This is a genomic window from Pseudomonas sp. S3E12 (assembly GCF_001702295.1).
Classification (GTDB): domain Bacteria; phylum Pseudomonadota; class Gammaproteobacteria; order Pseudomonadales; family Pseudomonadaceae; genus Aquipseudomonas; species Aquipseudomonas marginalis.
In genome coordinates this window covers 39587-54576 of the sequence record NZ_MBDT01000010.1, presented here as the reverse complement: position 1 = coordinate 54576, position 14990 = coordinate 39587, and the positions used below count along the sequence as shown (strand labels likewise).

Below are 14990 nucleotides of genomic sequence, written 5' to 3'. Positions count from 1 at the left end.
CTCCTGCAACTGCAACTGGTTTGTATTAACAGCCGTGCACTCTTGCGATCACAGGACTAGGTTCGACGTGAAAAAACTTGCCGCCCATCACAATAAAATCTCCCACTGGGTGCCTCTGGCGCTGGTGCTCGCTGTCAGCGCCTCCCTGCCTCTGGCTTACGCTGCCGAGGGTATTCATATCCAGGCCCAACCCTTGGGCGCGGCGCTGAGCCAGTTGGGCCAGCAGACTTCCCTGCAAGTGTTCTTCAGCCCCGAGTTGGTCGCCGGCAAGCAGGCGCCGGCGGTAGACGGCAACCTTTCTCCAGAACAGGCCCTGCGCCAGCTCTTGCAAGGTAGCGGCTTGGACTACCAGATCGATGCGGGCTCCGTGACCTTGCGCCCGCTGGGCAACGGTACCGGCGAGGCCGGCGCGCCTCTGGAACTGGGCACCACCGATATCAAGGTGGTCGGTGACTGGCTCGGCGATGCCGATGCCGAAGTGGTGCAGAACCACCCCGGCGCGCGCACGGTGATCCGCCGCGAAGCCATGGTCGAGCAGGGCGCAATGAACGTCGGCGACGTACTGCGCCGCGTGCCCGGCGTGCAGGTGCAGGAAGCCAACGGCACTGGCGGCAGTGATATTTCCCTCAACGTTGGCGTACGCGGCCTGACGTCGCGCCTGTCGCCACGCTCCACTGTGCTGATCGACGGTGTACCGGCGGCGTTCGCCCCGTATGGCCAGCCACAATTGTCGATGGCGCCGATTTCCGCCGGTAACCTGGACAGTATCGACGTGGTACGCGGCGCTGGCTCCGTGCGTTATGGGCCACAGAACGTCGGTGGCGTGATCAACTTTGTGACCCGTGCGATCCCCGAGAAATTCTCCGGCGAAGTCGGCAGCACCCTGCAAACCTCGGCCCACGGCGGCTGGAAGCACATCGACAACGCTTTTCTCGGCGGCACGGCCGAGAACGGCATCGGCGCGGCCTTGCTGTACTCCGGGGTCAATGGCAACGGCTATCGCAACAGCAACAACGGCAACGATATCGACGACGTGATCTTCAAGACCCACTGGGCGCCGACCGACCAGGACGACTTCTCGCTGAACTTCCACTATTACGACGCCAGCGCCGACATGCCTGGTGGCCTGACCCAGAAGCAGTTCGACGCCAACCCCTACCAATCGGTGCGTGACTGGGACAATTTCAGCGGCCGCCGCAAGGACGTGTCCTTCAAGTACATCCGGCAGATCGACGACCGTACCCAGGCCGAAGTGCTGACCTACTATTCCGACAGTTTCCGTGGCAGCAACATCGCCAACCGCGACCTGAAAACCCTCGGCTCTTACCCGCGTACCTACTACACCTTCGGCATCGAACCACGGGTGTCCCATGTGTTCGACGTGGGCCCCAGCACCCAGGAAGTCAGCGTCGGTTATCGCTACCTCAAGGAGGGCATGCACGAGCAGGCCACCAGCCTCAACCTGGTCAATAACGTACCGACACCGGGCGGGCAGAGTGATGGTCATGTCTACCAGGACCGCACCGGTGGCACCGAGGCCAACGCCTTTTATATCGATAACAAAGTCGATATCGGCAAGTGGACCATCACCCCGGGTATTCGCTTCGAAGACATCCGCACCGAATGGCACGACCGCCCGGTGGTTGCGTTGAACGGCACTCGCACTCAGGAAAAGCGCCGCGAGATCCACAACAACGAACCGCTGCCGGCACTGAGCGTGATGTACCACGTGTCCGATGCCTGGAAACTGTTCGCCAACTACGAGACCTCGTTTGGCAGCCTGCAATACTTCCAGCTCGGGCAGGGCGGCACCGGCGACCAGACCGCCAACGGCCTGAACCCGGAAAAAGCCAAGACCTACGAGGTGGGGACACGCTACAACGACAGCGTGTGGGGCGGCGAGCTGACCTTCTTCTACATCGACTTCTCGGATGAGCTGCAATACGTCAGCAACGATGTGGGCTGGACCAACCTCGGCGCTACCCAACACACGGGTATCGAAGCCTCGGCCCACTACGACCTGTCGAACCTGGACCCGCGCCTCGACGGCCTCACGGCGAATGCCGGCTTCACCTACACCAAAGCCACCTCCGAAGGCGACGTACCCTTCAAGGGGCGTGACCTGCCGCTGTACTCCCGTGAGGTGGCCACCCTGGGCCTGCGCTACGACATCAATCACTGGACCCACAACCTGGATGTGTACGCCCAGTCCGGCCAACGCGCACCGGGTACCACCAGCACTTACGTCACCCAAGGTACGGCGGACGGGCAGTTCGGCGATATTCCAGGTTATGTTTCGGTCAATGTGCGCAGCGGTTATGACTTCGGCGAACAGTTGTCGAACCTGAAGGTGGGCGTCGGCGTGAAAAACATCTTCGACCAGCAGCACTACACCCGTTCCAGTGATAACAATGCCGGCTTGTACCTGGGCGAGCCGCGTACGTTCTTCGTTCAGGCCAGCGTCGGGTTCTGATTCGTCCCGGTTTGGAAATATCGCAGTCCTTGGCCGGGCTGCGATTCTTCTGCCCATTTCCTACACTGTTTCGGCGCATCTTGCTGCTTGATCAGGAACCAATTCCGACAAAAAACCACACATGGGCTAGCTGACAAGCTTCGACTTCATGGTTGGAGCGCCAGGCTGAAGATTGCGCTCACCGTATTGGAGAAATTTATGTCGGTATCGATGCTCGATACACCCGTATCCACTTCATCAAACCCTGATCCCTCGCAGGTCAAATCCAGCCCTGCGGCAAACAATAGCCGTGCGGCACCGGCCGCACCCTCCTTCAGCGGTCAAAACGCTGCAAACGTCAGCTTCCAGTCCCGGGAAAGCGTGGCCGGGCCAGTGTTCGGCAGTCAATCGCCAGCGACAGCGCGTAATAGTGTTGCAGATCCGGTGGCCCATCAGAAAACCGCTCCTGAGCAGCCAGGTTTACAGGATCGATTGAGACATATTTTTGGGTTTGGGCGACCACCGCACCGTCCAGGCCCGAGCAACCCTCCGCCGCGCCCTTTCCCTACCGTGCCAGGCAGGCCTGATCCGCATTATTCCCTCAAGAACAATGAACAATTGGCCGTGCAGTTGCGTGACAACTTCAATGCCTTCAGGGACCCCAGGAACCCTGGGTATATCAGCACCGACAGCATTCGAGCGATGGCGAATAAAGGGTGGTCTCCGTTTCCCAGCGTCAACGAGAACATTCGCCTGGCCAAAGAACTGCTGCGACGTCCGGAACTGATGAGCGCGCTTGACCGGCACACCTCGACCGGTGCACTCGATGGTCTGATCGACCGGAATAATGTGAACGCGGTTATCTACGGACAAAGCTACTTCAAGTACAAGACTGACGCGGAATTGGCCGATGAGATGCTCAAGTATTTCGAGAAGTTGAAAGGCCCCCACTCGGACCGAGAACTGCACGTCAACGACTTGAAAAACCTGGCTGACGAAAACCTGACGGGCGACTCTGAAAGGGATTACCTGATCCAGTTGTCCAAGGAAATTGTAAAACGCAGTGATGTACTGAGGCAGATGGATGACCTGCTCAGCAGGCCGGGTGACGATAGGATCAGTTGGGCTGGGCTTTACTTTCTGTTCCGCTGAGCGACACCCAGGCGCCGCGAATCGGATGCGGCGCCTGCATCCATCCTTTCAGGAACTGTTTACGCCAATTCACCACATAGATTTTATCCTCCGGAATCAATCAACTCCGGCGGTTTTCAGATTCTGAGTGAGGGCTAACCAATGACTTCAACCTCGTTTCGTTCATCCCAGCCCAACTGCCAAGAGCTTTTTCGCAACCCCCCTGCAGAGGACACCACAGTGATGGAGAGGGATGCCGCATCGCGCGATCCCTTTGCCCCTTCGAATGTACATGCGGCCGAAGCCCAGCGGATGAAGGCTTTTGTCGGCCAGCACAAATTCCAGGCACCCGTAGCGGGTGACTTTTTCCGCGGCCTGCCGGTGGAGGAAAAGAGCTCCCATGACAATACGACTGCACTGAAAAACGCCGGCCTGCTCAATGGCCTGACCGCTTGGTGGCGAAAGCAAAAACTGGGTTGATGCTGCCGTGCGGTTACAAACACTCAAATTTTACTGGAGTCCATTTAGCCTCTCTCCGGAACCACTGTTTTCCGAGAGCCACTTAATCGCTGGCTTCCACGGAATCTAACTATGCTGGAGATGAACTATGAGTTACGGGATCAATAATCCAGGAGGCTTCCCACCTGGGGTGAATACAGCGACGGGGAACGGCCATGCCCGATACGGGGTAGATGCCCGCGCGCTGGGCAAATCGCTCCCCACGGAGCAGCCTTCATTTGATGGTAGGTTTGCGAACGGTGCCCAGCGGCATTTCGACGGTCAAAACCTCTACGGGGGCATGGCGAATGTGGGGAACCCCTATGTCAGTTCGGACGACCACTTGCTGGCGACTCAACTGAACAACGTCTTTTCCATGCTGGGTGATTTCAAGAAAGATGGCCGCCTGACCCTGAGGTCATTGACGGACATCGCCAACGAGCAGCCCAGCGAGAGCAAGGTCCCCGAACGTACAATCATGCTTGCCAGGGAGATACTCAATCGCCCACGACTGGGCGACGCGATTGTTGGCAAGGGCGGTGAAATCACCCCGGACAGCCTGGAAAAAGCCGCCGATTTGATGATTGGCAATACCAACCCCAACACTCAGAGCGCCGACCCCTACCATGCGAAAACCGACGCACAGGTCGTCCAGGCGTTCAGGGGTATGTTTGATGACTTGCGGGACAAGTCGGAAGACCGCACCGTTGCTTTTGACAAGCACCGGTATGTGAAGAAAGAGACGATTATCGAGATGAGCAAGGACCCTGACGAAACAGACAAAAATGGTCAGGTTGTGCGGGATATGGCCACTGGGTTCCCCAAGAAGAAATACAGCGAGCAGCAGGTATACATGGCCAAGAATCTGGTCGAACGCCCCGGGCTGCTGGCTTCGCTGGACAGCACCAAGGCGAACGGAACCAACATTTTCGGCAGCCACAACGATGATGGCTGGTTGAAGAACTACAGCATTGATCGCTGGTTGCAAAACGACAAGGAAGAGAAGGGGAGATAAATCGCCCAGGCGTGAATGAGCTTCTTGAACGATTCAAGAGGCTCATGGTGTTCTTGGCTCATACCCGCAGTATTTTCCCGCTGACCGCCACCGCTACCAGCAGAACTCCGATCAACAGGAAGGCGGTTGCCAGGCTGCTGCCATGGGCAATGAACCCGATTACGGCAGGCCCGGTCAGAATGCCGGCATACCCCAGGGTGGTAATGGCCGGTACGGCAATGTGTTCCGGCATGACGTTTTGCTTGCCGACGGCGGTGTAAAGCACCGGAACAATATTCGAGCAGCCGGCTCCTACGAGGGCGTAACCCAACAGCGCCATTTCCCAGGCGGGTGATAGCGTGGCGAGGAAGATACCGGCCGCAGCCAGCGCGCCACCGGCCACGATTACCCAGGTAGCGCCCAGGCGCCGTACGATGGCATCACCGGTCAATCGCCCCGCCGTCATGGTCAAGGCGAACGCCGCGTAGCCCAGCCCGGCGTAGGCTTCATCCAGGTCGCGCTCGGCGCTGAGGAACACCGCGCTCCAATCGAGCACCGCGCCTTCGGCCAAAAACACAATAAAACACAGGCAGCCGATAAACAGCACCACGCCATGGGGAACCGCAAAGGCTGGCCCCGAGCTTTCACTGCCATAAGGCAACAGGTGGGGGCCGGCCTTGAGCAGCGCCACCACCATGACAGCGATCACCACCAAGGTCGCCTGCAGTGGCGACAGGCCCAGCCCCAGAAGCCCGGCAACACCCGCCGCGCCGACAATCCCCCCCAGGCTGAACAACCCGTGAAACCCCGACATCATGGTTTTTCCGCTGGCTCGTTCGACAATCACCGCCTGCAAGTTGACCGTGGAATCCACTGTGCCCAGGCCGGCACCGAACAGGAACAAACCGGCCATCAGCAGCGGAATCGAACTGACCGTGGCCAACATCGGCAAGGCCAGGCAGATCATGATCGTGCCGGCGGTCAGCACCCGCCGGCAGCCAAAGCGCGACGCCAATGCGCCCGCCGCCGGCATGGCGATGATCGAACCCACCCCCAGGCACAACAGCAACAGGCCCAGCGTGCCCTCACTCAGGTCTGCGCGCGCCTTGGCATAGGGCACCAAGGGCGCCCAGGCGGCGATACCGAAGCCGGCGATGAAGAAAGCGATGCGGGTCGACATTTGCTCCAGGCGCCCGGGAACCACGGGCGCAGAGGTGGGGATGGCAGTCATGAAAAATCCTTGGTTTAGCGTTCAACGAACGATGTCCGGCGCGACATCCTTGCACATCAGGCCTTGAGGGGCGAGCCGGGTTCCCCTCAAGATAAGCGGCGCTGAATTTTTTTTACAAATTCGGGAACGCTATAGGCGTGGGTAACCACACATGGGTTGTCGCGGGAGGCGTTCTGGAAGGTGTGTAACTGCCGTGGGAACTGGTGAACCCCGGGTTTCTCATGGTGGATACCACCTTCCAGACCGCCTCCCACACACCCTGCATGGTGTAATACGCCGCTGGTCCAATCCTGTAGTCAACCGAGCGGACGCACCGATGAAGAGAGCGAGGCAAGTGGCGCCATGACCCAGTTCTATGACGCACGGGGCAACATTTACGGGGTCGCCAGCCCGTTTTTTTTGCGGCAGCAGGGTATCGAGGTGCCCAACAGCGCGGCGCAGGCCGCGAGGACTCGCGAGGCGTGGGCTGCATCCGCCATAAGGTCCGAATGCGAGTGGGGCTCGACGCCGCGCCCGGCCAATGCCAAGGCCCACCGCTGCGATGGCTTGCTGGTGGGCCCGTTCCAGGCCGAGCCGCCGTTTGACCTGTTGATCGTGAACACCGACGGCTCCCTGGCCGAGCGCAGTGGCAATGGGTTGACGATTTTTGCCCAGGCGCTTACTGACCAGGGCTTGATGACCGAGGCCTGTGATTTGCGCGTGCATCATGACCAGCCTGACGGGGTGTCGCCGGTGGTGACTCGGGTCGAGCCTGCTGTCTATGGACACCGCTCCGGATTCTGGCTGGCATTGGGTTTGCCCGGGTTCGGGCCGTCGGCCGTGGGGGCGCAGGGGGTTGAGCAGGTGTTCCAGAACGGCATTGAACTGAGCCATGTGAAGGCGTTGGCGGCAATCAACCCACAGTGGGCGCACAGTCAGTTTGTGCGTGTGGGCAATCCTCATTGTGTGACCCTGGTCGAACACCTGTCAGCCTTGCCGGACAATCTGCAGATGCAACAGCCAGCGCTGTTCGAACCGTTGCAGGCGATTGCCTTCGCCCCCCCGGCAGGAAGCGGCGAGCCATGCTTGGCCGGCGTCAATTTGCAATGGGTCGCCAGGCAATCCGGCAACCGGGTGGTTGCCCGGGTGTTCGAGCGGGGAGAAGGCCCCACGGCGTCCTCCGGCACCAGCGCCAGTGCCGTGGCCTGTGCGGCGTGGCGAGCGGGTTGGGTTGAGGGGGGGGAAGTCGCGGTGGTGATGCCGGGTGGCACTGCGCCGGTACGTTTGCATACCCAGGTCGATACGCTGCTGAGCGTCAGTCTGTTCGGGACTGCACGGCCTCAGACATGAAGTCTTTTGAACAGTTGGCGCCCTGAGCGGATGTCAGCTGTTTCGCTATTAATTAATTGATCAGATAAAAGTTGGTGTAGGGCATTTCTTGTGTTTAAGAAGTGGCTCATTGACTCGATTTATTATTTTGTAAAAGACACTTCAATCTCAGTCGTACGAAACTTCTTTTTTATTTTTTTCGGGGCCGATTTTTTCCTGAAATCGCTAAGCTTCAAGGTGTTCAGGCGCTTTTTCTCGGCAACTTATTTCATGTTTGGCGGGGGAAGTATCTCAGTCCGGTAATAACTATCGATATTGGCGGGTAACAACGGATGGTTAACGCGTTTGTTTCGTCACGTTTCAAATTAATCCTTCCAGGCATAAAGACTGACTTTCAAGTACTGGCGTTCAACGGTCAGGAGGTGCTTGATCAGCCGTTTTTCATCCAGGTGCAGGTGGTCAGCGAAAACCCTTCACTGGACCTGGAGTCACTGCTCCATCAGCCCGCCTACCTGGCGTTTGGCGACGCCGACGAAGGCCTGCACGGGCAGGTTTACGCGATTGGCCGCGATGATCCCGGGCGGCGGCTCACCCGTTATCACCTGACGTTGGCGCCGCATCTCGCCTACCTTGCCCATCGATGCGACCAGCGGATTTTCCAGCAGCGCAGCGTTCCGCAGATCATCGCGGCAGTCCTCGAACACCACGGCATCCTGGCCGACCGCTATGCCTTTGAGTTGGGGCCGGTGGTCTACCCGCCGCGTACGTTCTGCGTGCAATACGCGGAAACCGACCTGCATTTCATCCAGCGGCTGTGTGAAGAGGAGGGCATTCACTACCACTTCCGTCACAGCGAGCACCAGCATGTGCTGGTGTTTGGCGACGACCAGACCGTATTTCAGCGCCTGCCTGCGCAGCGTTATTCAGCTGCCGGCGGCCCGCTGGCCGAGACACGGGTTATCCAGCGTTTCGACGTACGCCTGGCGACCCGCAGCCAGCGAACGGTGCGTCGTGATCATGACTTCGAGCATCCGTCCTTATGCCTGCAAGACACCGCGGGTTCTGCCTCAGCGCAACTTGAGGACTACCGCTATCCGGCTGGGTTTACCGGCCATGCACGGGGGGCTCGCCTGGCGCGCAGGGGGTTGGAGCGCCTTCAGATCGGCGGATATCGGGCATTGGGCAAGAGCGACCAAGCGGTGCTGCGCAGTGGGCATTTTCTTGAGCTGCACGACCATCCGGATCCGGCCTGCAATGATTTATGGTTGATCACTTCGGTCCGTCACGAGGGTTATCAACCGCAGGTGCTGGAGGATGCGACTGGTGAGGTGGATACATTCCAGGGGTATCGCAACCGTTTCACCGCGACACCTTGGAGTGCACCGTATCGCCCCCCTCTCAAGCACCTCAAGCCGACCATCCACGGCACCCAGACCGCCACGGTGACCGGGCCTGTCGGTGAGGAGGTGCATTGCGATGCATACGGCCGGGTGAAAGTACGGTTTCACTGGGACCGACTGGACAAGAGCGATGACAAAAGCAGTTGTTGGGTGCGGGTGGCATCTGGCTGGGCCGGAGACGGGTTTGGCGCAACGATGATCCCTCGGGTGGGCATGGAAGTGCTGGTGACGTTCCTGGAGGGCGACCCGGACCAGCCGCTGATCAACGGTTGCCTGGCCAATGCGTTGAACATGCCGACCTATTCCTTGCCGCAACACAAGACCCGCAGCGTCTTGCGCAGTCGCAGCACCCCGGGCGGAGGTGGCGGCAACGAATTGCACCTGGAAGACCGCCGTGGCAAGGAACTCATCTACCTTCGTGCCCAGCGGGACCTGGAGCAGCAGGTGGGGCATGACAGTCGCCTGGAAGTGGCCGGTGAGCGACGTGAAATCATCCGAGGGTTAAGTTCGGTGCATCTGGAAAGCGAGGAGCATCGTCACGTCACCGGTGACCGCAAGGTTGTGCTCAAGGCCAGCGACCATCTTGACGTGCAGGGCGACAGCCGGACCTATGTCGGGCAAACCCTGGTGATTGAAGCCGGGCAACAGGTACATCTCAAGGCCGGCGCCAGCCTGGTGATCGACGCGGGCGTACAACTGAGTTTCAAGGCCGGCGGAGAGCACCTGGTGATCCAGGCAGGCGGCATTTTCAGCAGTCGGCCCATCACCCTCGGTGGAACCCCGTCCGCGACCGGGTCGGCGAACGCCCTGTTGGTTGCGCAGAGCCCGAAAATCTCGGCCACACAGGGCGCCATCATGCACTTGGCCAGGCAACTGGATGCGGACTTCTGCCCGCTATGCGAGGGCTGCCGCGACGGCCTCTGCACCGTCGGCGGGAGGGCTGCCTGATGGAAAACCTTCCAAGCCGATGGATGAGCCAACAGCAACAGGCGGGGCACAGGCTGTGCCTGATACTTGAGGGGAATAACGCAGCCTGCCAGCCAATGTTGGCGGTACGCGGTTTTCCAGCGTATTGCCACCTCTACGCACAAACCCCACTGGCGGAAATGGCCACGGCCGGCCCCGTGATCCTGTTACTGGATCAGGTAGGGGAGCCCGCGCTGCTCGATCTTCTGCAAGAACCAGAGATGAATTGGGGGTGGCTGGGCAGCTTGCCGGATGCGGACCTGACGGACATGTCCCGGCATTGGCGCGACCGGCTGCTGGTCGGACCGGAGAATAACCGGACGCTATACCGCCTTCACGACAATCGTACGTTGGCGCGCGCACTGAACCATCTGGGCCTTGAACACTGGCCAGCATTCCTCGGCCCACTGATCAGTGTGTGCTACTGGCATGAAGGCAGTTGGCACCGTGGCGACAACCCAGCCCCCGGTGACTATCCGGTGCCCGAGCCGGCCCCGTGGCTGAACACGCCCAACCCGAATGCCAGCGCCATCCTGCACGCCAATATCCTGCGTTACCTGCTGGCTGAACACAGTGAAGACCTGGCGGCATTGGTTGAATTCCAAGACCCCAGGGTTTGGCTGACCCAGGTCCTTGAACAGGCTCGCGCCTGGCGATGGAGCGGCCCGGAACAACTGGAGTTCCTGGTCGTGCGACGGCTGGAAGAGGCCACCTGCAGCAGTGTGATTCGTTGGCAGCCGATGGTTGGAGAAACACCGCAGGATCACTTTGAACGAGTTAAGCAGCAGTGGCACATGTTGGAGAACAAGGATGAGTAAGCGTGTATGGGGCGTGCTGCTTGCACTGGCGATGGCGGGACTTTCGGGGTGTGCGATGAAACCGGTAGATCACTTTACGTTGGAGGTGGATTTACCTGCGGAATTTAAACTTAAAACGGCCGCCAACTATGGGCCCGCAACGGGTGAGACCTGCACCTTGCCAAGGCGCCGAGGCAAGAGGCCGGAGCGGAAGGTCTTTTTTACTGAGTACGTGCCGGTGGCGAGTCGTGCGAGTTATGAGTTGCCTCTGAGTGAAACGGTACAGGGGTGTCCGTTGGTGCTGCGAAGTGTGGATTTTGATCTTTATGCGAAGTGGGGCAAGCGGGATTCGGACGTTGGGGGGGATATAGGGGGGATTTCCATTAGGGATCATCTGGAGGGGGATCGGCCAGGAATACCGGAGTCGGGAGTTAAGGAGCTGTCTTGGCAGTGTCAGTGGTTGTTTCGGACTGTGGGGCGGAAGCACGTAATCATAAAGGTCCTTAAATGTGGATATTTGAGTGACAGTGGCGCGCTACCTAACGCTGGTACAAGAGGTGGTTTGCTGCGAGATGAACTGGGAGGACAAAAGGTACTTATAAAAGTAGGACTCAATCCCGAAGAGCGACCTTACATGGGCGATAACTGGATTCGTTTTCCTGGTGGGTGGAAGCGTTGTCTAGGGACGGATTTTGATGATCTTTATGCGTTCTGTAACGGGAATACTACCGATTTCAAGCCCATCACAATGCCCGATGGGCGTATATGCGACATCTATCCAACTTGTACTGAATAAGGATATCCAGGCATGACGATGGAAGAATGGAAGCACCCTTTTTTTGATGAAAGTATGCCTGCTTGCGCATTGCATGGAGGTTGGCTGAGTTTTTGTCTGGTGGATGAATCGGGTGATGGAAAAGCCTATGGAGGGCTTAGATATGAGGTTGTTGACAGTGCAGGGCAGCGGTACAAAGGCCATTTGAATGGAGAAGGGTTTGCACGGTTGGAGGGGCAGTGTCGCGGTCCTGTCGTGCTGGTTTTAGATGCTCCATATGAGGCGGGGAGGGGCTACTATTCAACATTGCAGCAGCGAGACAGCTATCCATTACCGATCACCGATCTTCAAGTCCGAGCTGAACAAACCCGTTTTTCAAGCGTCGATGGTCGGCGAACTGAAAGCAATCCAGGACGACAGAGCTCAGATCGGTTTTACCAGGTTGAAGTAAGCGATCTGGTTCGCCATATCGCCCATCTTCCCCCCGTGGAAAAAACACCCCACCGCCCCCAGCGCCACGCATTAAAAATGATGGCCGACCTGGGCTTTGGCCCGCCCCAGCCAACCTTGTCGGGTATCGTGCTGTTCCCCAGCCAGCATACCGTTCTCGAAGTTCGACCGCTGCGAGCCCTGCGCCCGATGCTCTCCACTGAAGATGAGTTCTGTGCTTTGAACCTGTATCAGTTGGCTTTGTTTGCCGCGTTGAGTTACTGCGATTTTGGGCAGGAACCCTCAAAGAAACCCGTTGATAAAGTCCATTTCCCGCTGGACCCCAGCGTTGGGAATCTGTTTGGCAAGCAACTGTCTGGATACCGTGAAGCCTGGCGAGTTGATCCCGAGCAAACCCGGCGATTTCTCCCTCTTTATGAAGATGTCCCTTATTCCAGGCGCTTCGAAATCCTGCCCTTCGACCCTGAGTTGTACCTGCAAAATCGCCCGGAGTTGGGCGAGAAACAGGAACATCCCGCAAGCTTGCACTTCTTTGATGACGAAAAAGACGGCACTGACACCCAGGCGTTCATCACCCATCACGATGAGGTGATCCTGATTTCAGTGCGCGGAACGTTCAGCACGGCCGACGCACTACGGGATGCAAACGCCCATCAGGTTGCATTCGCCGACGGGGTCGGCAAGGCACACGAAGGTTTCTATCAGGCTTACCGGGCTGTGCGTGACTTCGTACTGCGTTACCTCAGTCAATTTCACATAGGCCAACGAATAGTCATTTGCGGTCATAGCTTGGGCGGCGCAATTGCGTTGTTACTGGCAGAAGCGTTACGTCGTATTCCTGAGCGTAACTACAACATCCTCCTCTACACCTACGGCGCCCCCCGCGCCGCCGATGCCGAGTTCACTGCCGGCGCTTCCACGTTGGTCCACCACCGCATCGTCAACCACAACGACCCGATCCCCAGCGTCCCGGCCCCTTGGATGAACACCACCGCCAAACTCTGGATCCCCGGTGCCGTCACGCTATTCAGCGCCCCCACGGCCGGGGGCCTGTTGTTCGCCGCCGGCCTGGTGCGTATTGGCGGCAACCCCTACCAACACCACGGCGATCAACAGCACTTCATGCCGATCGTGCTCCCGGACGGTACGCATTCGTCCGTGCTGTGGAAGCCGGGCTGCGAGTCCATTGAAGAAGCTGGCCGCAACCGGGCATGGCAAACGCGCGGTGACATGCCCGATCGCGAAGGCCTGATCAAACAGTTGGTGCAATACAAGCAGCATTTCATGACCGCCAGCTACATCCCCGCCGCCTGGGCGACGTTGCGTCGCTGGCAACAAGCCGTGGATAGCAACGGTCCTCTGGTGACCCAACGGGAGTTTGAACTGCTCGACCACGCCCTTGCGACCATGCGCAAGCAACTGCAAGACAAGCGGCGTGAACTGACTCGACAACGCCCGGCCAACGACCGTGTCTATGAATACCATGAGCCGCTAAACGCTGAGATCGACCGCCTGCACACCAGTCGCGAACGCCTGCAAGCCCTGCGCTGGCGTCGTCTTGAAGCGCGTGATGTCTACGGCAGCCATAGCCATTCCTCCAACCTGCAACCCAGTCTCAAGCGCTGGTTCCGCCATCGTGAAAACCAGGCGTTGCCTCAGGTCGCGAGCATCCCTCCCGCTGCGCAGAGTGAGCTGGGGAGGGCGCAACCGCTGGATCTCGACTCGATCGTCTGACCTGGGTGCTTAGACAAACTCCACCTGCGCCGGCTGGCGTTTCATCAACACCTTGCCGTGGCGAATCGAGTACAGCGGCAGCCCTTGGCTGCGAATCACCTCGTAGTCGCTGTCGGCCGAGAGGATCAGCAGGTTGGCCGGGCGCCCGGCTTCAAGGCCGTAGCGGTCACCCAGGGCCATGGCCTTGGCGCTGTTGTCGGTCACCAGGTCGAGGGCGCTTTGCAGGTTACGGTAGCCGAGCATATGGCAGATGTGCAAACCGGCTTCCAGCACGCGCAGGATGTTGCCGTTGCCCAGCGGGTACCAGGGATCGACGATGGAGTCCTGGCCAAAGCATACGTTCATGCCGGCCTCCAGCAGCTCGTTGACCCGGGTGACGCCGCGGCGTTTCGGGAAGCTGTCGAAGCGGCCCTGCAGGTGGATGCTTTCGGTGGGACAAGAGACGAAGCTGATCCCGGAGTGCCCCAGCAGGCGGAACAGTTTGGCGCAGTAGGCATTGTCGTAGGAACCCATGGCCGTGGTGTGGCTGGCGGTGACGCGGGCGCCCATGTCGCGGCTGCGGGCTTCTTCGGCGAGTACTTCGAGGAAGCGTGAGTGCGGGTCGTCGGTTTCGTCGCAGTGCACATCCACCAGGCAGCCGGTGCGTTCGGCCAGATCCATCAGGAACTTCACCGAACTCACGCCTTGGTCGCGGGTGTATTCGAAGTGGGGGATGCCACCGATCACATCGGCGCCCAGGCGAATGGCTTCTTCCATCAGTTCGCGGCCGTTGCGGTACGACTCGATGCCTTCCTGGGGAAAGGCGACGATTTGCAGGTCGATCAGGTGCGAGCTTTCTTCGCGCACTTGCAGCATGGCCTTGAGCGCCGTGAGGTCGGGGTCGGTGACATCGACATGGGTGCGTACATGCTGGATGCCGTGGGCGGCGAGGGCCTGGATGGTCTTTTTGGCGCGTGTCCTGGTGTCTTCCTCGGTGATGGTGGCCTTGCGTTCGCCCCAGCACTCGATGCCTTCGAACAGGGTGCCGCTCATGTTCCAGCGTGGTTCGCCAGCGGTGAGGGTGGCATCGAGGTGAATGTGCGGTTCGACGAAGGGCGGTATCACCAGGTTGCCGGCTGCGTCCAGATCATTGGGCCCCACTGCCGGCGCTGTTGTTTGTGGGGTGATGCTGGCGATCCGGCCGTGTTCCAGGTGCAGATCATGCAGGCCTTCACGGTTGCGCAGGCGGGCGTTGATGATGTGCATGGGCAAGTT

The 14990-nt window shown here is 59.3% G+C and carries 11 protein-coding genes; 9 read left to right on the top strand and 2 right to left on the bottom strand.

The annotated features are described in order from the left end of the window. The first annotated feature begins 67 nt into the window (after window positions 1-67). The 4 genes from BB029_RS12485 (at window position 68) to BB029_RS12470 (ending at window position 5096) form a co-directional block, all read left to right on the top strand. On the top strand, window positions 68-2473 hold the full coding sequence (locus BB029_RS12485; protein WP_065939388.1) for a TonB-dependent receptor: 2406 nt from the start codon (window positions 68-70) through the stop codon (window positions 2471-2473). A gap of 198 nt (window positions 2474-2671) precedes the next feature. Continuing rightward, window positions 2672-3604 carry a hypothetical protein gene (locus tag BB029_RS32005; RefSeq protein ID WP_083236375.1) on the top strand — a complete coding sequence of 311 codons (933 nt, stop codon included), beginning with the start codon at window positions 2672-2674 and terminating at the stop codon, window positions 3602-3604. 141 nt (window positions 3605-3745) lie between these two features. Beyond that, window positions 3746-4063: a hypothetical protein gene (locus BB029_RS33705; protein ID WP_065939387.1), complete on the top strand. Its 318-nt coding sequence runs from the start codon at window positions 3746-3748 to the stop codon at window positions 4061-4063. A 127-nt stretch (window positions 4064-4190) separates the two neighbouring features. Beyond that, on the top strand, window positions 4191-5096 hold the full coding sequence (locus BB029_RS12470; RefSeq protein ID WP_256558219.1) for a hypothetical protein: 906 nt from the start codon (window positions 4191-4193) through the stop codon (window positions 5094-5096). Window positions 5097-5154: 58 nt separating this feature from the next. Here BB029_RS12470 and BB029_RS12465 read toward each other — a convergent pair whose 3' ends face one another. After that, a complete protein-coding gene (locus tag BB029_RS12465) occupies window positions 5155-6306 on the bottom strand; it encodes an MFS transporter (protein WP_065939386.1) in 1152 nt (383 codons plus the stop codon). A gap of 342 nt (window positions 6307-6648) precedes the next feature. On the opposite strand from BB029_RS12465, the gene BB029_RS12460 reads away from it, so the two are divergent. The 5 genes from BB029_RS12460 (at window position 6649) to BB029_RS12435 (ending at window position 13736) form a co-directional block, all read left to right on the top strand. Then, window positions 6649-7635, top strand: coding sequence for a diaminopimelate epimerase (locus tag BB029_RS12460; protein ID WP_065939385.1), 987 nt, complete (start codon window positions 6649-6651; stop codon window positions 7633-7635). A 311-nt stretch (window positions 7636-7946) separates the two neighbouring features. Then, on the top strand, window positions 7947-9962 hold the full coding sequence (locus BB029_RS12450; RefSeq protein WP_065939383.1) for a type VI secretion system tip protein VgrG: 2016 nt from the start codon (window positions 7947-7949) through the stop codon (window positions 9960-9962). Next, window positions 9962-10798 (top strand): DUF4123 domain-containing protein, encoded by an 837-nt coding sequence (locus BB029_RS12445; RefSeq protein WP_065939382.1) that lies wholly within the window; start codon window positions 9962-9964, stop codon window positions 10796-10798. The genes BB029_RS12450 and BB029_RS12445 overlap by 1 nt, the downstream gene beginning before the upstream one ends. After that, on the top strand, window positions 10791-11573 hold the full coding sequence (locus tag BB029_RS12440; RefSeq protein ID WP_065939381.1) for a hypothetical protein: 783 nt from the start codon (window positions 10791-10793) through the stop codon (window positions 11571-11573). Before BB029_RS12445 ends, BB029_RS12440 begins: the two co-directional genes overlap by 8 nt. 12 nt (window positions 11574-11585) lie before the next feature. Then, window positions 11586-13736, top strand: coding sequence for a lipase family protein (locus BB029_RS12435; RefSeq protein WP_065939380.1), 2151 nt, complete (start codon window positions 11586-11588; stop codon window positions 13734-13736). 9 nt (window positions 13737-13745) lie between these two features. On the opposite strand, the gene codA is transcribed toward BB029_RS12435, so the two are convergent. Further along, the gene (gene codA, locus BB029_RS12430; RefSeq protein WP_027603134.1) at window positions 13746-14981 is read right to left on the bottom strand and encodes a cytosine deaminase; all 1236 of its coding nucleotides are present in this window, start codon (window positions 14979-14981) and stop codon (window positions 13746-13748) included. Between the last annotated feature and the right edge of the window lie 9 nt (window positions 14982-14990).

Bases quoted from the DNA above. Each gene is read 5' to 3' on its own strand.
- BB029_RS32005 (WP_083236375.1), top strand. From the start codon at position 2,672: ATGTCGGTATCGATGCTCGATACACCCGTATCCACTTCATCAAACCCT.
- BB029_RS33705 (WP_065939387.1), top strand. From the start codon at position 3,746: ATGACTTCAACCTCGTTTCGTTCATCCCAGCCCAACTGCCAAGAGCTT.
- BB029_RS12470 (WP_256558219.1), top strand. From the start codon at position 4,191: ATGAGTTACGGGATCAATAATCCAGGAGGCTTCCCACCTGGGGTGAAT.
- BB029_RS12465 (WP_065939386.1), bottom strand. From the start codon at position 6,306: ATGACTGCCATCCCCACCTCTGCGCCCGTGGTTCCCGGGCGCCTGGAG.
- BB029_RS12460 (WP_065939385.1), top strand. From the start codon at position 6,649: ATGACCCAGTTCTATGACGCACGGGGCAACATTTACGGGGTCGCCAGC.
- BB029_RS12450 (WP_065939383.1), top strand. From the start codon at position 7,947: ATGGTTAACGCGTTTGTTTCGTCACGTTTCAAATTAATCCTTCCAGGC.
- BB029_RS12445 (WP_065939382.1), top strand. From the start codon at position 9,962: ATGGAAAACCTTCCAAGCCGATGGATGAGCCAACAGCAACAGGCGGGG.
- BB029_RS12440 (WP_065939381.1), top strand. From the start codon at position 10,791: ATGAGTAAGCGTGTATGGGGCGTGCTGCTTGCACTGGCGATGGCGGGA.
- BB029_RS12435 (WP_065939380.1), top strand. From the start codon at position 11,586: ATGACGATGGAAGAATGGAAGCACCCTTTTTTTGATGAAAGTATGCCT.
- codA (WP_027603134.1), bottom strand. From the start codon at position 14,981: ATGCACATCATCAACGCCCGCCTGCGCAACCGTGAAGGCCTGCATGAT.